Below are 17,928 nucleotides of genomic sequence, written 5' to 3'. Positions count from 1 at the left end.
TGAGTCAGCGCTTCTCCCCCCCGCAGGCGGGGCAGGGGCAGAGCGCCCGCAGCAAGCGGAAGCTGTAGATGCCGGTGTTGTGGCCGTCTCCCCAGGTCGGCGCGAGCGCGTAGTTGCCGACCGCTTCCACCTGGACGAGCTCCTGATCGTGAAGGTCCAGGTATTTCGCGTTGGGGGCGTGGCCTTGGCAGGATGCGCAGGGGCACCAGCTTCTCAAGTAGTCGAGGGGGAAGGTGGAGGAGTGGCCGTCGTCCCAGGAGACCACCAGCCGCCGGGCCCCCTTCTCGTGCCTGACCTCGATCGGCTCCGGGGTAGGGGCGGGCCCGTTCAACCCCGCCCTCGGGCGGGCGGGGAGAGGTCCCCCGAGGTCGAGCCCTCGTCCGAGAACTCGATGGCCGAGATCTTCCAGACCCCGCCCTCCTTTACCAGCTTGAAGGTTACTTGCTCCGGTCGCCCCGAGCGCGGGGTCAGGACGCCGCTCACCGTGCCGGCGTCGTTGTCCACCGAGCGCTTCCAGAACATAACGTCGGCGTTGTCATGGAGCCCGGGATGCCGGGCCACGAGCTGCTCGAAATCCCGCCGCGATAGCTGCGCCCGATAGCTCGCGCTCAGCCCATCGTAGGCGCGGTCGAGCTGACCCCCCTTGATCTCTTCCATTTCCGCCTTGACCGCGTCCGCCGCACCCTTGGTCATCAGGAAGATGCCGCCAAACCCGAGCAAGGCCACCAGAAGGACCAGGATCAGGCAGCCGCAGCATCCCGTCCCAAACCAGAAAAGAGGCCCCTTGCCCTTCTTGGCGGGCAGGGGTTGGGCCGGCATCTGGGGGACAGGGGAAGCGGGGGCGCCGCTCGGGGGCGTGGGGGGGGGCGTCCCGCCGCTGGGCGGCGCGCCGGCGCGGAAGCGCTCGCGGGCAGCCGCCGCGCTGGGGGGAGCGGGGGGCGGGGCGGGTGAGGCGCCCGTGGGCCGGGCCGAGGGCGAGGGCGCGCGGAGGGGAGTGGTGGGTGGGGCGAGAGGCGTGGGTGCAATGTAGGTGGCCTCCGGATGGGCGAAGCCCGCCACGGTGGCGCCCGGGTCCTCCTCGCCCTCGATCTCCACCCTGAAACTCAGGGCCCCGAAACGCAGCTCCTGGCCGTGGTGCAGGACCTCCTCCGCGATCCGCCGGCTGTCGAGGAAGGTGCCGTTGGCACTGCCCTGGTCGACCACCGCCCAGCTGGTGCCGCGTCTCTCGATGCGCGCATGCTTGCGGGAGACCGAGCCGTCGGGAAGGATGACGTCGCCGCCGGGATCGCGGCCGACGACGACCTCGTCGCGGGTGATCTCGATCGGGGACCCGGAGGCGGGGACGAGCCGCAGGGTGGCCATGATGTGTCTCCTTGTGCGCTCTCGGGATTCCCGGTTGAGCTCGCTGATTCTAGGAGTTAAGGGCGGCACCGTCAACCGCCGGGGCGAAAGCGGACGATTCTTCCGGCTCGGCTGGCTCGGGATGGATGTCTCCCGGCAGTTGAAGCACTCGGCGACCCGGCCGAGCGCTATTTTCCGAGCCGGGTCGAGACGCCCACGAGGGCGATGAAATTCGGAAACGTCGCGTCCCCCGGTGCCCCCGTGTAGGGGTCGGGGTACCGGTTGCGATAGAAGGCGATCGGCACGCTCGCCGACCAGGTAGAGCGGCCGCGCACGAAGGTCAGCCCGGGCTCGAGGAACATCTCCTTCCCGGGGCGGCGGAAGCCGTCGCTGCGGCCGATCAGATCGTAGCGAGGCTGCCCCTCCACGCGTACGGCGAGGCTGGCTCCCAGTCCTCGCACGCCCGCGGGCAGCGCCACCCCCGCGCGCGCAAGGTATTGGTCGGGCACCGAGTTCACGAGCCGATTGGCGGTGCCCGCGGTGACGGCAGCCCCGAGACCGGTAATGATCGAGGCTTGACCATTCGTGTCTTTTGGATTGGCAAGATAGGTGCCGCTCGCGAACGCGGTCACGCCGCCGATCCGCCAGAAGCCGGCCGCCTCGCCGACAATCCCCCAGCCGCCGTCTCCCGGTTGGATGGACTGGTCCACGACCTTTAGGGCGGAATTGCGGCCGGAGAGGTCCGGGTACAGGTCCTTCACCCCCGAGGATCCCGTGGGCACCTTGATCCCGAGTCCGAGCGAGGCGTTTCCACGCTCCGCTCTTCCGGGATCGAGCAGCCACGACCGCCCAGTGAGCACGATGTCGCCAATCCCCCACGCGTTCTGCTGCACGCGGGGCCCGGGCACGGGCTGAACGGGCAAGGGTATCGACCAGGAGGCGATCACGAGGGGCACGCTGGCCGAGAGGCTGAGCCGCGCGTTCAGAGCGCGCGTGACCGACAGGTCGACGACGTTCTGGCGGTTGATGACGAAGTTGCCCAGCTGATGTCGCTGGAGCTGTTCCTGGGTGCCGACATAGTGATCGTCCGATTTGAGCCCCCGGTAGGAAAGGCCGACTTGCCAGGTGTGGGCGGCCAGGTAGTCGCTAGCGGACGCGCCGAACACGGGCGCGTTCTGACGAACCAGCACTCAACCCTGGGCGGCGGCCGGCCGGGCCCAGAGCAAGGCGGAGGACACGGCGACAACACCGACGGCTGAGCGCAGGGCTCGGCGTGAAGGCCTGGACATCGTTGGGCTCCTCTCTCGAAACCGATCGAGGGAAGCAATCTTCGCGCCAGCGGCGGGGCCAATGGCCGCGGCACCTTGAGGCAGGCTCATCAGAGACTTACTGCTTGCGTCGACCGTCGCGCACCACGCCCCCCCATAGGAATTCCGTGGACCCATCGGTGCAACGCCTAAAATTTTCCGTCATGCTACGGGTGCGCCCCCACATCGCGAGATCTGGGCAGGTTGGTTAAGGCGGTTTGCCGGAGAGGGAGCCATGGACGCGCCACATCGGGCAAAAAGGCGCACGGCGGCGGCGGCGGTGCCTGTCAACTCCGTGACTGGAGTCACTCCGGCCGGGGCGGTTCATTGACACCCCCCGGAGGCGAACCTAGAATCGTACTTAGTCGTCCGGCGCATATGAATCCTCAAGTAGCCCCGGCCAGGCGTCCGAACGAGCTTCGCGAAAGTCATGAAACAAGGCCCTCTCGGTAGCCGGCTTCTCGATGGCTTGGCCTCTCTCCGCCTGGCGGTAGTCGTGATTCTCACCCTGGCCGGGACCTGCGCCTTCGCCACCTTCTACGAGATGGAGCACGGCACCGCCGCCGTCCAGCGCGAGATCTACCGCACCCCGGGCTTCACCCTCCTGCTCGGCCTCCTCGGGGTCAACATCTTTTCCGTAATGATCAGCCGCTGGCCCTGGAAGAAGCACCACATCGGCTTCGTCCTCGCCCACATCGGGATCCTCATCCTCCTCGCGGGCTCGCTCGTCTCCCTGCACACCGGGCTCGACTCGAACATGGCCCTCTTCGAGGGGGAGAGCACGGACCGGGTCACCCTTCTCGACAAAGCCCTGTTCGTCAGCCTTCCCGGTCCGGCCGGCCACGGAGCCCGCTTTCCCGTGGAGTTCGAGGGCCGGCCCCCCCGCACCGATGCCGAGCAGCGCTTCCCGATGCCCGGGAGCGGGGTGACCCTGGTCGCGGAGGGCTATGCCCCCCACGTGGAGGTGAGCGAGACCTTCGAGGCGGGGGCGGAGGGTCTTCCCGCCCTGCACCTCAACCTCCAGGCGCCCTTTGCCACCCAGGACGCCTGGCTGCTCGCGGACGACCCCAGCCGAAGCCAGCTGGACCTGGGCCCGGTGTCGCTTGACTTCCGGCGCGCCTCCTCCGAGACGGAGGCTCGCCAGCTCCTGCGGGCGGGCGAAGGCAAGAGCCACTTGAGCTTCGTGCTGGTTCCGCCGGGCCGGCTCCTCTACCGCGCCTCCGGCCCCGCGGGGCCCGGGGCGGTGGAAGTGGGCAAGCCCTTGGCCACCCCCAGCTTGGGGATGGCGGTGACGGTCGAGCGTTTTCTGGCCGCGGCCGTGGCGCGCAGGAGCGTCGCCCCCGCCCCTAGTCCCGCGAAAGAGGAGCGGCGGATGCCCGCGGTCAGGGTTCGCCTGGAGGGGGCCGGGGAGAGGACCGCGCCGGAGTGGGTCCTGTGGACGGAGCGCCGGACCATCCCCTTCGCGGGAGGCCGGGCCAGCGTCGCCTACCGGGCGCCCGAGCTCGAGGTGCCTTTCCGGGTCACCCTCGTGAAGTTCAACTCCGACAAATACCCGGGCTCGAACATGCCCGCCACCTACGAGAGCTGGGTCCGCGTCGACGACCCCGAGCGGGGCACGTCCGAGCACCACATCTCCATGAACAACCCGCTCCATTATCGCGGGTACATCTTCTTCCAGGCCTCCTTCGTGGAAGGAACGCCCATGATGTCGATCTTCTCGGTGGCCCGCGCCCCCGGGCTGCCCCTCGTCTACCTGGGGGTGGCTCTGATCGCGTCGGGGGTGGCCTGGATGTTCTACCTGAAGCCGTATCTGGCCCGGCGCCAGGCCGCGCGGGCCAAAGAGGCTCACCAAAGACGGGAGAGTCGCAATGAAGCACCGGCCGCTGATCCTGTTGCTGGCCGCTCTGGCCCTGCCCAGCCGGCTCGTAGCGGAGCCTGAACCTCCCCCCGGCCTCCGCCTGGTGGGGGGCGAGCTCGAACCCCTTCGTACCGTCGCCATCCAGGACGGGGGGCGCAGCAAGCCCCTGGACACTTTTGCCCGCGAGACCGCCCGGCGCGTGGCGGGGGCGAAACCCTTCGGGTTCGAATCCGTACTGGGCCTCGACCCCGTGGAGTGGGTGGTGGCCATGCTGGCCGCCCCCGAGCGCTGGCGCGAGGTCAAGATGGTGAAGGTCACGCACGCCGGCCTGCGCCAGGCCGCGGGCCTGCCCCCGGGGCGGGATCTCTACTCTTTGCAGGAGCTCGCCTCCCACCCCGGTTTCCTGGCCGCCGCGGAGGCCGTCCACCAGAAGGTCCAGAAGGACCGCGAGGCCAAGCTGGACCCCATCGAGCGCGAGATCTCGAACCTCTACGAGACCCTCTCCATCCTGGCCGGGATATTCTCGGGCGAGAGTCTGCGCATCATCCCCCAACCCGGCGACGCCGCGGCCTCCTGGTTCTCCCTTGCCGACCTCGCAAAAATCGAGGCCCCTCCCGTCCAGCGGATCCGAACCCTCCTGGCCGCGCTGGTCGTGGCCTACCGAGACGGGGACCGGGTGAGCGTGGGTGCGTCGGCGGCCGCTCTCAAGCGGCGGCTGGCGGAGCTGGCCCCGGAGATCTACCCGCAGGCGCGGGAGCTCGGGATCGAGGTCCACTACAACCGCTTCAAGCCCTTCCGCACGGCCTGGCTCCTCTACCTGCTGGGCTTCCTCTCCCTGCTCGCGAGCTTCCCCCTCGCCTCCCGGGCCTTTACCGGGGCCGGGTTCGCTCTCGTCCTGGGCGGCTTCGTGGCCCATGCCTACGGGATGATCCTGCGCATGACCATCACCGGGCGGCCGCCCGTCACGAACATGTACGAGTCCGTGATCTGGGTGGCCTGGGGGGCCATGCTCTTCGCCCTCATCTTCGAGGCCGTCTACAAGGTGCGCTACTTCGCGGTCTGCGCGGCCGCGCTCGCCACCTTCTGCCTCATCCTGGCCGACAACGTGCCCATCCTGGACGGCTCCATCGAGCCCCTGGTTCCCGTGCTGCGCGACAACATGTGGCTCACCGTGCACGTGCTCACCATCACCCTCGGATACGCCGCGTTTACGCTGGCCATGGGAATTGGCCACCTCAATCTGGGCCTCTATTTCTTCGCTCCCCGGCGGACGGCACTCCTCCAGAGCCTGTCCACCTTCCTCTACCGCGCGCTGCAGGTGGGGACGCTCTTCCTGGCCACAGGCACCATGCTGGGCGGGGTGTGGGCCTCCTACTCGTGGGGCCGGTTCTGGGGTTGGGACCCCAAGGAGACCTGGGCCTTGATTGCGCTCCTCGGCTATCTCGCCATTCTCCACGGACGAATGATCGGCTGGTTCAAGGAATTCGGGACCGCGGTGGGGTCGATCGTCGGCTACCTGGGCGTCCTCATGGCCTGGTACGGCGTGAACTTCGTGCTCGGCACCGGCCTGCATTCCTACGGGTTCGGCTCCGGCGGCTACGCCTACGTGGGGGGGTTCGTGGCCTTCGAGATGCTGGTCATCGTGGCCGCCGTCCTCCGCCGCCGGAGCGAAATGGGCAAGGTGGGCCAGGGGACCGCCCCTCGCGCCGTCTTGACCACCCCCTGACCCTTAAATTAAGGATGATGCTGCGGCCCCCCCTCCGGGGGAGGCCGGTGCGGAGGAACACTCATGAGAAAAGCATTCGCCTTCTTCGTCGCGGCCGCGCTCGTGGCCGTGACCGCCCCCGCGGCCGAGCAGACGGTGAGCTACAAGAGCGGCGAGGAGACGGTCTCCGGCTTCCTCGCCCGGCCCGAAGGCAAGGGCCCCTTTCCCGCGGTGGTGGTCATCCAGGAATGGTGGGGCCTCAACGACTGGGTGAAGGACCAGGCCCGGGCCCTGGCCAAGGAGGGCTACCTCGCGCTAGCCGTGGACCTCTACCGGGGAAAGGTGGCCGCCCAGCAGGAGGAGGCCCACCAGCTCATGATGGGTGCGCCCCCGGACCGCATCCTGCGCGACCTGAAGGCCGCCCTCGCCTCCCTCCGGGCGCGGCCGGACGTGAAGAAGGACCGCCTGGGCTCCATCGGCTGGTGCATGGGCGGCCGCTGGTCCCTGGCCCTGGCAGTCGAGGATCCTGGCCTGGCCGCGGTGGTGGCCTACTACGGGGCGCCGCCCACCGACGCCGACGCCATCGCCAAGATCAAGGCCCCCATCCTGGGCAACTACGGGGCCGAGGACAAGGGCCCCTCCCCCGACCAGGTCCGCACCTTTGAAGCCGCCCTGAAGGCGGCGGGGAAGACCATCGATGCCAAGATCTACGAGGGGGCGGGCCACGCCTTCGCCAACGTCAACAACCCCTGGGGCGGCTACCGGGAGGCGGCGGCCAAGGACGCCTGGGCGCGCACGGTCGCGTTCTTCGCGAAATACCTGAAGAAGTAGGCGTTAGGCCAGGGCGGCGAGGGGGGCCGCTACGGCCTCCTCCCGCGGGAAGCAGAGCCGTCGGAAATTGCAGCGGCGGCAGATGCGGGGCCTTTCGATCATGGGGAAGTCCTCGAGCCGGGCCAGGTTGGCCACGGGATCGAGGAGCAGCGACTTCATGTTGCCCGCGCTCTTCTCGATGAAGGCCCGGGCGGCGGCCAGCTTCCGGGTGTCCACGGACCGGCGCACGTAGCGGGGCAGGAGGAGGTACGCCAGCTCCGTCCGCAGCTCCTCCGGCGCCGGCACCCAGCCCTTCTCGCAGGCATAGAGGGCGTAGCCCGCGACTTGGACCTCGCTGAAGCGTCCTTCCCCCCGGCCCGTCTTCCAGTCCACGATCACCACCCGCCCATCGCGGTCGCGGAAGGCGAGGTCCATGCGCAGGAAGACCTCGACACTCCCCACGTGGAAAGAGACGAGATCCTCCACCGTCAACCAGCGTTCCTTTCCCGCCGCCAGCGCCTCGCGCAGGGTCTCGCTGCGGAAGAAGTTCCGCAGCGAGCGCATGACCGTTCCCACCAGGATCTTCTTGTCTTCCGCTTGCACCGGGACTTGGTACTCATGCTCGAAGAGCCGGAAGCGGAGCGATCCCACCTCGCTCTCCTTCCAATCCGCGAGCATGCCGGAGTGCACGGTGGCCCGGATGAGCGCCTCCTGCTCCTCGGGAGGGGGGAGGTGGTCGTGGCTCTTCAGGAAAGTCTCGATCGCGTCGTGGACCACGCTTCCCGCCCAGAGGGGGAGCGCGGAGAGCTTCTTCAGGCGCCGGATCTCGGGGTCCTCGACCGCGGCGTAGTAGGCGTAGAAGTAGCGCCGGCGGCAGGTGGCGAAGGTGTCGTGGCGGGAGACCGACCACGAAAAGCCATTGTCCACGCCTCGACGCTACCACGGGGGGGGGCCGCCCGGGGTCCACAATGCTTATACTCTGGGCCGGCAACCCTTCCGCCAAAGGAGGTCATGATGGCCAAGAACCCGGAGGATTCCCGAAGCCTGAGCCGGCGCACGTTCCTGGCCGCCTCCGCCGCTTCCTTCGCCTGGGCCCGGGCGGAGGCCGTCCCCCCGACCTCCCCCTCGGCCGGCCGGCCGGCTTTCCCGGCCAGCTTCGTCTGGGGCGCCGCCACCGCCGCCTATCAGGTGGAGGGCGCGGTGCGCGAGGACGGCCGGGGGGAGTCGGTCTGGGACATGTTCTGCCGGAAGCCGGGTGCGGTCTGGAACGACCAGACGGGAGCGGTGGCCTGCGACCACTATCACCGCTACTCCGAGGACGTGGCGCTCATGAAGCGGATCGGCCTCACCGCCTATAGGATGAGCATCTCCTGGTCCCGGGTGATGCCGGAGGGCACCGGCGCCACCAACGCCAAGGGGCTCGAGTTCTACGACCGGCTGGTCGATGAGCTCCTGAAGGCGGGCATCACCCCCTGGGTGACGCTCTTCCACTGGGACCTGCCCCTTGCCCTCTACCGCCGCGGGGGCTGGCTGAACCGGGATATCGCGGACTGGTTCGGCGAGTACGCGACGCTCGTGGCGGGCCGGCTGTCCGACCGCGTCACCCATTGGATGACCCTCAACGAGCCGCAGGTGTTCCTGGGGCTGGGGCATCAGCAAGGGATCCACGCCCCGGGGGACAAGCTGGCCTTCTCCGAGGTCCTTCTCGCCGGGCACAACACGCTCCGCGCCCATGGAAAGTCGGTCCTGGCCCTGCGGGCCCGGGCCAAGGGGGAATGCCGGATCGGTTACGCCCCCGTGGGGATGGTGGCCATGCCGGCCACGGAGGGGGACGTGGCCGCGGCCCGGGAGGCCATGTTCACGGTGCGAGTGAAGGACTGCTGGAACAACACCTGGTGGATGGACCCCGTCTTCCTCGGACACTACCCCCAGGACGGTCTCGAGCTATTCGGGCGCGACGTGCCCGAGATCCAGGCCGGGGACCTGGAGACGATCCATCAGCCGCTCGACTTCTTCGGCGCCAACATCTACCAGGGCGCCCAAGTCCGACGCGTCGCGAACGGCTCCTACGAGAGGGTGCCCCTTCCCGAGGGCTTCCCCATCACCGGCTTCGATTGGCCGGTGACGCCGGAAGCCCTGCGCTGGGGCCCCCGCCTCTTTTTCGAGCGCTACGGCAAGCCGGTCGTGATCACGGAGAACGGGCTCTCCTGCCGCGACTGGATCTCCCGGGACGGGCACGTGCACGACCCGCAGCGGATCGACTTCACGGCCCGCTACCTGACCGAGCTGGCACGGGCCATCGAAGACAAAGTCCCCGTCCTCGGATACTTCCACTGGTCGATCCTGGACAACTTCGAGTGGGCGGAGGGTTACAAGCAGCGTTTTGGGCTCGTCCATGTGGACTACGCCACGCAGAAGCGGACGCTCAAGGACTCCGCCCTTTGGTACGCCGAGGTGATCGCCTCCCGCGGCCGGGTCCTGGGAGGCTCCTAGCCGAACAGCGCGAGGCGCTGGCCCAGGGAGCCGTGGAGGAACATCGACCGTAGGCGGCACGGCGTGCCCGGCCCCTCGCTCATCCGAGAGTATGGAGCACACAACGGACCCCGGCCACCGGAGCGCGGTCGTGGCGGTCACGGTGGCCGCGGGCGCGCTCATCGCCCAGCAGGTGGCGGGCAGGGCGACCCGCGACGCACTCTTCCTCTCTTCCTTCCCTGTCTCCGCCCTGCCGCTGGCGATGATCGGCGCGGCGGTGGCTTCCGCCTTAGCCGTGCTCGGTTTCTCGAGCGCGCTCTCCCGTCGCTCCCCGGCGCGCGTCGTCCCCCTGGCGCTGGCCACGGGCACCGTCCTCCTGCTCGCGGAGTGGGGGCTGAGTCTGGTCCAGCCCCGGCTGGCCGCGATGGTCGTGTACCTCCATATGGCCGTTTTCGGCACCACCGTGATCTCGGGATTCTGGTCGCTGGTGAACGAGCGTTTCGACCCCTACACGGCCCGGCGCGTGATGGGCCACGTCGGCCTCGGCGCGTCGCTGGGCGGCGTGACGGGCGGCTTGATCGCATGGGGTACGGCCGGTCTCCTGCCCGTGCCGGCCATGCTGGCTCTGCTGGCGGCCTTCAACGTAGTCTGCCTGCTCGCGCTCCGACGGCTGGGCTCAAACACTCCCGCAAGCGCTCGCGGCAGTCGCCATGATGACGTCGCCACGGGTCCGCTCGCCGGGTTTCGTATGCTCTTCGAGACTCCGTACCTCCGCGACCTGGCCCTCTTCGTGACCATCGGCGCGGCGACAGAAGCCCTGCTCGACTACCTCCTCAACGCCCAGGCCGCGGCTGTCTTTGGCCGTGGGCAGCCCCTCATGTCATTCTTCTCCTTGTTCCACATGGGCGTGAGCCTCTTGGCCCTAGTGGCCCAGATCACGCTCTCCCGCACGTCGCTCCAGCGCCTGGGGTTGGCGGGCACGGTGGCGTTGCGCCCGGGCCTGGTGCTCGCCTCGGCGCTGGTCGGGTTCTTGGAGCCTCGGCTTTGGACGGCGCTCCTCGCCCGGGGCACCCACGGCGTCGTGAACAACTCGCTCTTCCGCTCGGGGTACGAGTTGCTGTTCACGGCCGTGCCCCAGAGGCGGAAGCGGCCCACGAAAGCGATCATCGACGTGGCCTTTGATCGGCTGGGTACGGTGGGGGGGGGCATCGTCGCGCTCACCCTCGTCCCCGTGGTCGGCGGCCATAGCACTCGCGTGCTCTTCGCCCTGGCCGGCGCCGCCGCTCTGGCTGCGCTCGCCGTCTCCCGGCGGCTGCACCGCGGCTATGTCTCCGCGCTGGAAGAGAGCCTGCGCTCGGGCGCGGTGCGGCTCGATGTGGCCATGGTCATCGACGCCACGACGCTCATGACCCTGGCCCACACCGGCGAGACCTTCGACCGCGAGGCATTGCTGCGCGAGGTGGCGGCGTTGCGGGGTGAAAGGCCTACCGCTGGAGCCTCCGCCGCCCCCGGCGATCCCGCCCTCCTGGCCTTGAGCGAGATTCGTTCCGGCGAGCCGCAAGCGGTGCGCCGCGCGCTGCAACGCTTCGATGAGCTGCCCGCCGCCCTCATCGGGCACGTGATCCCGCTGCTGGCGCGCAACGACCTCTTTCTGGACGCGCTGCGTGCCCTGCGGCGCGCGGCCCCGCGCGCCACCGGCCAGCTTGTGGATGCGCTGCTCGATCAGCGCCTGGAACCGGTGGTACGCCGGCGGATCGCGCGTGTGCTGCGCGGGAGCCCGACGCAGCGCGCGGTCGACGGGTTGCTGAGCGCCCTGGCCGATCCCGAGTTCGAAGTCCGCCGGCAGTGCGCGCGCACGCTGGAGCGCCTCACCCGACGCAGCGCCGGTCTCCAGGTACCGCCCGCGGTCGTGTTCGCGGCCGCCGCGCGCGAACTAGAGGCCGGCCCGGAGTCCTGGAGCGAGGATGCGGCTATGACGGAGGCAACCCCCGGGGAGGGGCTCGAGCCTCGGGAGACGCCCTCTGGGCGGAGCCTTGGCCATGTCTTCACGCTCCTGTCGCTGGCTCTCGAGCGGGAACCGATGCGGATCGCCGCCTGGGCGGTGCGAAGCGAGGACCCGATCCTCCGCGGAACTGCTCTCGAGTATCTACATAACGTCTTGCCCGACCCGGTACGCGTGGCGCTCTGGCCGCATCTCAGGATTGCCACGACAGCGGCGAGGGCGGGACGCTCGCCGCAGCAGCTGAGGGAGGAGCTGCTACGGGCGGGCGGAACGCTGAGCGTGAGCCGAGGAGCACTGGGTAGCCGATCGCCGCGTTGAGGATCAGGCAGGGCGGTCATGAAAGACCCGCCGCTCACGTCGCGAGGGCGGGGTTCGACACCGCGCTCACACCCTTTCTGCTTCGCTGGCCCTGAACCCGATGTTGGTGGCGACTCTTCCCTCTCCCCCTCCCCTCCCTCATCCACCTGCGGAGCAGCGCGCACAACGAGCGCAGCCTCCTGGAGACCAGCGTGAAACTGCTCACGGTCGAGGCGAGAAATCCGCAGGCGGGGACCCAGGCCCTGATCTCACGCCTCACGGACGTCGTCTTCATCCAAGCTTTGCGTGCCTGGGTTGAGGCGCTGCCGGAGGGCTCCGGGGGCTGGCTGGGAGCCCTCAAGGACCGGCAGGTCGGAAACGCGTTGTCGATTCTGCACCAGCAAGCGAACCGTCGCTGGACTCTGGCCTCCCTTGCCGCGGCGGTCGGCATGTCGCGCTCCCGCTTCACAGACCGCTTCGCGGCCCTCGTCGGAGAGACTCCGCTAGCCTACCTGACCCGCTGGCGCATGCACCTCGCCGCAGGGCGCCTGCATCCCGAGGGCGCCCGCGTTGCGGAGGTGGCGGAGGCCGTCGGCTACACGTCCGAAACCGCGTTCGCGAAGGCCTTCCGAAGGACCTTCGGCGTGTCTGCCTCCGCCTACCGGCGCGGCGTAGCGGCGCGGGTGCAGAGGAGCGGACCCCCCGCGGCGGTCGGCTCCCCGGACCAAGCGAAGTAGCCGGGCGCGCGGAAACGCGACAGGGCTCCCGTGCGGCGTTCAAGAGCCTGGAGACGACGAGCGCGGATCGTGAGTTGCGGTATTCCTAGGGAACCCTCTGCAGGAATCCCCGATCCTCGCTGACGATACAGTCGGCGCTCTCCACGCGGGCGATGCTCTCTGCGGCCGCGGGGTCCTTGAGGAGAGCCGCCCGGTATCTCTCGTACGCGCCGAGGTCCGCAAACGAGATCAGCGCCAGGGCCTCGTTCGTGCGCCCCGCGAACCGGGTGGGCAGGAAATATCCGATCAAGTCTCCCCCGCAGCGCTTTATGGGCTCGGACAGGCTGCGGGCATAGACTTCGAAGTCGCGCTGCTTGTTGTGATCGATTCGATACCGAATACAGAGGGTGATCATCGAGCATCCTTTCCATAGCGAGACCCCAGTCTCGAGGGTCCACGGTACGCACCGGGGGTACGAGGATGTTTCAGCGGCGCGTGAAACGTGGAGGACGCGGGAAGGCTAGACTTGGGGTTATGAACGCCACCTACCCCATCGCCGCCGTCGCCGAGCTCATCGGCGAGCCGGCTCGCGCGGCGATCCTGATCGCTCTGACCGACGGCCGGGCCCTGCCCGCGGGCGAGCTCGCGCGGGCCGCGGCGGTCTCCGCCCAGTCCGCCAGCGCGCACCTTTCCAAGCTGGTCGCGGGGGGGTTGCTCACCGTGCAGCGCGAAGGCAGGCATCGCTACTACACGATGGCCAGCCCCGACGTGGGTCACGCGGTCGAGGCCCTCGGCGTGATCGCCACGAACCCTCGCGCGGCCGGCCAGCCCCGCCCTCCCGAAGCGAGGGCCCTTTACAACCTGCGCTCGTGCTACGACCATCTGGCGGGCCGCGTGGCCGTCGAGCTCGCGAGTGCCTTCGAGAACTCCCGCATGATCCAGCTCCGAGGAGAGCGGGACTATGAGCTCGGCCCTGAAGGCCCGATCGGGTTCGAGGCTTTCGGCCTGAATACCGCCGCGTTGCGCAGCTCCCGGCGTCGCTTCGCGCGGCGCTGTCTGGACTGGACGGAGCGCAGGCCGCACGTTGCCGGCGCCCTCGGCGCCGCCATCCTCTCGCGCCTCATCGCGCTGGGGTGGGTCGCGCGGCTCCCAAAGACCCGCGCCCTGCGCATCACGCATCGCGGGGCGGGCGAGCTGGAGGGTCGCTTCGGGATCCTGACCCGGGCTTGACCTTTCCGGTTGCCGGCGGGCGCTCTTTCTGGGTCAACGCCCCCGGGCCGCGTCACCACGCAGGATCATGCACGTGCTGCTGGCCACCGCCACCAGAGAGTTCTTGTCGTCGTGGATGTCGCAGGTGAGAAAAGCCGTGGAGCGGCCGCCCTTTTTGACCTCCGCGCGCGCCGTGAGCCTACCGGTCCAAATGGGCTTCAGGAAGTTGATCTTGAGTTCGAGGGTCGTGAACGACTCCCCGGCCCCGAGCGTGCTGTAGCAGGCGACTCCCATGGCGAGGTCGGCGAGGTCACAGAGCACGCCCCCGTGGAGCGTGCCCATGGGGTTGGCGTGCCGCCCTTCGGCCTCGAGCTCCAGGACGGCGTTCCCCTCGTCGAAGGAGACGGCGCGGATGCCGAGGAGCTGAGCAATCGGCGGGGCAAAGCCGCTGGGGCTCTGACGCCGCATCTTCTCAATGTTCCTTTCGAGCGGCTCAGCCATGGGGATGCAACTCCTTCCGCAGCACCCGCTGCGCGCGCTGCCCCCCCGCGCCAAGGGCGAGGGAGGCGACGGGAGATTGCGGGGCGCTCGGCCGGGTATCGATCGCGGCGGAGATCAAGGCGGTTGAGAACCCACCCAGTCCCAGCAGTAGGAAGAGGGGGGCGAACGACGAGAGAGCGGCTGGCCCTTGCGCCCGGCCCACGAGCCCGACGACGGCGACCACGCCCAGTACGGATCCGATCTGGCGAATCGCCTGATTCACTCCCGAACCCACGGCAAACCGATTCGGGGTCAGGCTAAAGGTTGATGCCGCAGCCAGGACGGGGAAAACAAGGCCTACGCCAAGGCCGCTCAGGAGCAACGGGGGCAGCCATTCGGCCAGGTAGCGAGGTGCGGAGCTGGTGATGAGGTAGCGCATGAAGAAGGCGAGGCCGAATATGATACCCCCGGGCACGAGAAGCCGCCGGTGCCCGTAGCGCCCCGCCAACCGGCCGGCCATGGGGGCCACCACGACGACCGTCAAAGGCCCGGGCGTCATCCCGAGGCCCGCCTGCAGGGTCGAGTAGCCCCAGACATTGGTCAAGAAGAGGACCGAGCCCAAGAACATCGCCGTGAACGTCGCCCCGAAAACCAGGGTTGCCAGGTTCGCATACCGAAAGCTCCTGGATTCGAAGAGCGACAGGTCGAGCGCCGGGGAGGGGACCACTCGGGAACGGCGCAAAAACCAGGCCAGGAGGGCGAGGCTCGTGCCCAGGCTGGCCAGAGTTTGAAACACGCCCCTGTCGCGACCGCCGACAAGTCCGAACGCGAGGAGGCCGATGCTGGAGATCAAGAGGAGCGCTCCGAGCACATCCGGCAGCTCGCCGACGCTGGGGTCCCGCGATTCGGTGAGAACCCGGCTCCCGCTCGCCATAGCGGCAACCCCGAAAGGCAGGTTGAGCAGAAACGCCCACCGCCAGCCGCCGAATTGGATGATCGCGGCGCCAAGCGATGGGCCGAGGGCAGCCGCGAGCGCCCCCACCGCCGCCCACACGCTGACGGCCAGGGATCTCTTCGAGCGCGGAAACTCGGCCAGCACGAGGGCGAGCGATGACGGTGTCAGCATCGCACCCCCCGCGGCCTGGAGGACGCGCCCGACGACGATCAAGACAGGGCTCGGAGCCAGGGCACAGGCCAGGGATCCCAGCGTGAACGCACCCACGCCCCACAAGAACACGCGCCGCCGGCCCATGCGGTCGGCCAGCCGCCCTGCCGGAACGAGCAGCGCCGCATAGACGATGGTGTAAGCGTTCAAGATCCAGGAGAGGTCCGCCGCCGACACCCCGGGAAAGCTTGCCCGGATGCTCGGGAACGCCACGAACAGGATGGTCGCGTCGAGAGAGGCCATGAAGACCGCGAGGCTCGTCCAGGCCAGCGTGCGCCAAGCCCCGGGGGCCACGACTTCCTCTGGGTATTCTTTCATTGCCCGTGGCCGGTCAAATCCCGGACGGAGTCCTCTTGCAGCGATGATCGGGGCGCTTCCGGAGCGGCGTCGCCGAGCAACCAACCGCCCCCCAGCGACTTGTAGACAGCGATCAGGCTGACCACCGCGTTCCGCTCGCTCTGCACGAGCTGATCCTCGGCGGCATAGACCGAGCGCTCGGCATCGAGGACGGAGAGGAAGCTCTCCAGGCCGCTGGTGTAGCGGTCCGTGGCGAGCTCCAGGGCGCGGTGATTCGCCGCCACCGAGACGCGGAGGGACGCCTGGCGCCGCAACTCCCGGGTGTGGGAGGAGAGTGCGTTCTCGACCTCCTCGAGCGCGGTCAGCACCGACCGCTCATACTGCAGAAGTGCCTGCTCCTGGCGTGCGTCCTGGACGCGGATGTTGGCCCGGATGCGGCCGCCGGAGAAGATGGGCCAGCGCACCTGGGGCACGACGGCCCAGAACTGGCTGACGCTCGAGCTCAGGTCGCCCGCGTTCTCGCTGCGGCGGCCCAGGCTCCCGAGGATGGAGAATCGGGGGAAGAGATCGGCGCGGGCCACGCCGACGAGGGCCGTCGCGGCGGCCAGCTCCCGCTCCGCCCGTCTCAAGTCCGGCCTCTGCGAGAGCAGCTCGGAGGGAAGCGTCAGCGGGACCTCGGGGGGTCCCGGGATAGCTCCCGGTGCCTCCAGCTCGGAGGCGAGCGCGCCCGGGTCCCTGCCGAGCAGCACCCCCAGGCGGTAGACGGTCTGCTTGGCCAAGCGCTCCAGGACCGGCCGCTGGGAGGCATTCGCGTTCAGGAGTCCCTCCGCCCGCGCCACGTCCAGCTCCGCCCCCAGCCCCGCATCCAGCCGCGCCCGCGCCAACTGCAGGGTGTCCTCCTCCGAGCGCAGGGTATCCTCGAGGATCAGGACCTGCCGCTGCACCCCCCGCAGCTCTGCGTAGTTGCGGGCGACGTCGGCCAGAAGCGTGACCAGCACGTCTCGCCGGGCCTCTTCCGCGGCCTGGAACTGGGCGAGGGCGGCCTCCTTGTCCCTCCTCACCCCGCCGAAGACGTCGATCTCCCAGCCGGCGTCAAATCCCGACTCGAAGGCGTTTTGCTCCCGGGGGCCGAATGGTGATGGCCCTCCCAGGCTCGAGTTGAAGGGGGGTACGGCGTCGCTCCGCTTGGTTCGGGCGTAGGTTCCCTCGACGCCGACCTGGGGCAAGGCGGCCGCGGCCGCGATCCCGCGCGCCGCCCTTGCCTCGCGGATCCGGGCCGCAGCGATCTTGAGGTCCAGGTTGCCCTCCACCGCGCGGGCCACGAGACCGTCCAGGATGGGGTCGTGGAAGGCGGCCCACCATCTCTCGAGCGAAGGGCCCCGGGCCGGCACCCCCGGCGAGGGGGCCTCCTGCCAAGCCCTGGGCACGGGGATTTCCGGACGAGAGTAACGGGGTCCCACGGCACAGCCGACCGCCGCGGACAGGATCAGGGAGACGGGCAGCGCTCGGGGGCTCATTGCTCGGCGACGCGGTCGGTCTGCGCCTCGATGAACACGTCGAGTTGCTGGCCCACGAAGAGCGGCAGGTCGTCCCGCTCGACGCGGTAGATGACTTGCAGGACGCGGGTGTCGACACGCTCGGTGCTGTCCCCGGTCAACGATCTCTTCGGGACCACGAAGGGCTCGAAGCGCACGAACCGGAGGGGCGTCTTCAAGTCGGCGTTGCCCCTAAGATGCCCGGTGGCGCCAGCGCCCGCCCGCACACGCCACCCCTCGTGCTCGTCGACGTCGACACGGACGTGCAGCGGCTTCGACTGACCGAGCAGGATCAACGGCGCACCCGTCGGATTAGCAGGGGCGAACTCGCCCACTCGCAGCTTGACCTGGAGGACCTCGGCGTCGATAGGCGACCGCACGGTGCTGCGCTCGATCTCGGTCTCGATGGAACCGACCCGAGACTCCGCCGCCGAGACCTGCGCCCGGGCCTCCTCGAGCTCCGCCGCGGCCGTCTGCGCGGCGAAGCGCCGGTGGCTGACCTCCTCGGCGCTGATCGCCCGCTTGTCCTTCACCTGCTCGGCGAACTCGAGCTGTTGCTTGAGGTCACCAAGGCGGGCCTCCGCCACCCGGGCTCGGGCCCGGGCCACCGCCAGCTCCGCCTGCCGGACCCCGACGTCGGCGCGGAGATGACGCACGTCGAGCTGGAAGAGAACCTCTCCCGCCTTGACCACCTGCCCGGCCGTGACAGAGACCTTGGTGACGACGGCGGAAAG

At 69.3% G+C, this 17,928-nt stretch carries 16 protein-coding genes; 7 read left to right on the top strand and 9 right to left on the bottom strand.

The window, feature by feature from the left end; genetic code table 11:
• Positions 1 to 4: 4 nt before the first annotated feature.
• From VN461_16335 to VN461_16325, 3 genes are all read right to left on the bottom strand, one after another.
• Positions 5 to 331, bottom strand: a complete 327-nt coding sequence (locus VN461_16335) for a DUF971 domain-containing protein (protein ID HXB56344.1) — start codon at positions 329 to 331, stop codon at positions 5 to 7.
• Positions 328 to 1,362: an FHA domain-containing protein gene (locus VN461_16330; protein HXB56343.1), complete on the bottom strand. Its 1,035-nt coding sequence runs from the start codon at positions 1,360 to 1,362 to the stop codon at positions 328 to 330. Before VN461_16330 ends, VN461_16335 begins: the two co-directional genes overlap by 4 nt.
• A 167-nt stretch (positions 1,363 to 1,529) precedes the next feature.
• Entirely contained in the window at positions 1,530 to 2,507 is a 978-nt protein-coding gene (locus VN461_16325) for a hypothetical protein (GenBank protein HXB56342.1), read from the bottom strand.
• 571 nt (positions 2,508 to 3,078) lie between these two features.
• On the opposite strand from VN461_16325, the gene VN461_16320 reads away from it, so the two are divergent.
• The 3 genes from VN461_16320 to VN461_16310 all read left to right on the top strand — a co-directional run bounded on the left by VN461_16320 (position 3,079) and on the right by VN461_16310 (position 7,042).
• Positions 3,079 to 4,587: a cytochrome c biogenesis protein ResB gene (locus VN461_16320; protein ID HXB56341.1), complete on the top strand. Its 1,509-nt coding sequence runs from the start codon at positions 3,079 to 3,081 to the stop codon at positions 4,585 to 4,587.
• A complete protein-coding gene (gene ccsA / locus VN461_16315; GenBank protein HXB56340.1) occupies positions 4,517 to 6,232 on the top strand; it encodes a cytochrome c biogenesis protein CcsA in 1,716 nt (571 codons plus the stop codon). The genes VN461_16320 and ccsA overlap by 71 nt, the downstream gene beginning before the upstream one ends.
• A 63-nt stretch (positions 6,233 to 6,295) precedes the next feature.
• Positions 6,296 to 7,042 carry a dienelactone hydrolase family protein gene (locus VN461_16310; protein HXB56339.1) on the top strand — a complete coding sequence of 249 codons (747 nt, stop codon included), beginning with the start codon at positions 6,296 to 6,298 and terminating at the stop codon, positions 7,040 to 7,042.
• A 3-nt stretch (positions 7,043 to 7,045) separates the two neighbouring features.
• On the opposite strand, the gene VN461_16305 is transcribed toward VN461_16310, so the two are convergent.
• On the bottom strand, positions 7,046 to 7,948 hold the full coding sequence (locus VN461_16305; protein HXB56338.1) for a PD-(D/E)XK nuclease family protein: 903 nt from the start codon (positions 7,946 to 7,948) through the stop codon (positions 7,046 to 7,048).
• A gap of 84 nt (positions 7,949 to 8,032) precedes the next feature.
• Between VN461_16305 and VN461_16300 the strand changes: the two genes are divergently transcribed.
• From VN461_16300 to VN461_16290, 3 genes are all read left to right on the top strand, one after another.
• Positions 8,033 to 9,514 carry a GH1 family beta-glucosidase gene (locus VN461_16300; protein ID HXB56337.1) on the top strand — a complete coding sequence of 494 codons (1,482 nt, stop codon included), beginning with the start codon at positions 8,033 to 8,035 and terminating at the stop codon, positions 9,512 to 9,514.
• 91 nt (positions 9,515 to 9,605) lie between these two features.
• Positions 9,606 to 11,813, top strand: a complete 2,208-nt coding sequence (locus tag VN461_16295) for a hypothetical protein (GenBank protein ID HXB56336.1) — start codon at positions 9,606 to 9,608, stop codon at positions 11,811 to 11,813.
• A 140-nt stretch (positions 11,814 to 11,953) separates the two neighbouring features.
• Positions 11,954 to 12,529, top strand: coding sequence for an AraC family transcriptional regulator (locus VN461_16290; GenBank protein HXB56335.1), 576 nt, complete (start codon positions 11,954 to 11,956; stop codon positions 12,527 to 12,529).
• Between the two features lie 85 nt (positions 12,530 to 12,614).
• Here VN461_16290 and VN461_16285 read toward each other — a convergent pair whose 3' ends face one another.
• Positions 12,615 to 12,923 carry an NIPSNAP family protein gene (locus VN461_16285; protein HXB56334.1) on the bottom strand — a complete coding sequence of 103 codons (309 nt, stop codon included), beginning with the start codon at positions 12,921 to 12,923 and terminating at the stop codon, positions 12,615 to 12,617.
• Positions 12,924 to 13,042: 119 nt separating this feature from the next.
• Between VN461_16285 and VN461_16280 the strand changes: the two genes are divergently transcribed.
• On the top strand, positions 13,043 to 13,738 hold the full coding sequence (locus tag VN461_16280; GenBank protein HXB56333.1) for a helix-turn-helix transcriptional regulator: 696 nt from the start codon (positions 13,043 to 13,045) through the stop codon (positions 13,736 to 13,738).
• A gap of 33 nt (positions 13,739 to 13,771) precedes the next feature.
• On the opposite strand, the gene VN461_16275 is transcribed toward VN461_16280, so the two are convergent.
• The 4 genes from VN461_16275 to VN461_16260 all read right to left on the bottom strand — a co-directional run.
• On the bottom strand, positions 13,772 to 14,218 hold the full coding sequence (locus VN461_16275) for a PaaI family thioesterase (protein ID HXB56332.1): 447 nt from the start codon (positions 14,216 to 14,218) through the stop codon (positions 13,772 to 13,774).
• A complete protein-coding gene (locus tag VN461_16270) occupies positions 14,211 to 15,680 on the bottom strand; it encodes an MFS transporter (GenBank protein ID HXB56331.1) in 1,470 nt (489 codons plus the stop codon). Before VN461_16270 ends, VN461_16275 begins: the two co-directional genes overlap by 8 nt.
• The gene (locus VN461_16265; GenBank protein ID HXB56330.1) at positions 15,677 to 17,176 is read right to left on the bottom strand and encodes an efflux transporter outer membrane subunit; all 1,500 of its coding nucleotides are present in this window, start codon (positions 17,174 to 17,176) and stop codon (positions 15,677 to 15,679) included. Before VN461_16265 ends, VN461_16270 begins: the two co-directional genes overlap by 4 nt.
• Positions 17,173 to 17,928 (bottom strand): biotin/lipoyl-binding protein (locus tag VN461_16260; GenBank protein HXB56329.1); only part of this gene is annotated, 756 nt, incomplete at its 5' end. The genes VN461_16265 and VN461_16260, both read right to left, overlap by 4 nt.

This window comes from Vicinamibacteria bacterium (assembly GCA_035570235.1).
Classification (GTDB): Bacteria; Acidobacteriota; Vicinamibacteria; order Fen-336; family Fen-336; genus DATMML01.
This window is presented reverse-complemented; position numbering and strand designations above follow the sequence as displayed.

What these genes read in the sequence shown, in the direction of transcription:
- VN461_16300 (HXB56337.1), top strand. Translation starts at nt 8,033, where the DNA reads ATGATGGCCAAGAACCCGGAGGATTCCCGAAGCCTGAGCCGGCGCACG.
- VN461_16310 (HXB56339.1), top strand. Translation starts at nt 6,296, where the DNA reads ATGAGAAAAGCATTCGCCTTCTTCGTCGCGGCCGCGCTCGTGGCCGTG.
- ccsA (HXB56340.1), top strand. Translation starts at nt 4,517, where the DNA reads ATGAAGCACCGGCCGCTGATCCTGTTGCTGGCCGCTCTGGCCCTGCCC.
- VN461_16275 (HXB56332.1), bottom strand. Translation starts at nt 14,218, where the DNA reads ATGGCTGAGCCGCTCGAAAGGAACATTGAGAAGATGCGGCGTCAGAGC.
- VN461_16320 (HXB56341.1), top strand. Translation starts at nt 3,079, where the DNA reads ATGAAACAAGGCCCTCTCGGTAGCCGGCTTCTCGATGGCTTGGCCTCT.
- VN461_16280 (HXB56333.1), top strand. Translation starts at nt 13,043, where the DNA reads ATGAACGCCACCTACCCCATCGCCGCCGTCGCCGAGCTCATCGGCGAG.
- VN461_16330 (HXB56343.1), bottom strand. Translation starts at nt 1,362, where the DNA reads ATGGCCACCCTGCGGCTCGTCCCCGCCTCCGGGTCCCCGATCGAGATC.
- VN461_16295 (HXB56336.1), top strand. Translation starts at nt 9,606, where the DNA reads ATGGAGCACACAACGGACCCCGGCCACCGGAGCGCGGTCGTGGCGGTC.
- VN461_16285 (HXB56334.1), bottom strand. Translation starts at nt 12,923, where the DNA reads ATGATCACCCTCTGTATTCGGTATCGAATCGATCACAACAAGCAGCGC.
- VN461_16265 (HXB56330.1), bottom strand. Translation starts at nt 17,176, where the DNA reads ATGAGCCCCCGAGCGCTGCCCGTCTCCCTGATCCTGTCCGCGGCGGTC.
- VN461_16270 (HXB56331.1), bottom strand. Translation starts at nt 15,680, where the DNA reads ATGAAAGAATACCCAGAGGAAGTCGTGGCCCCCGGGGCTTGGCGCACG.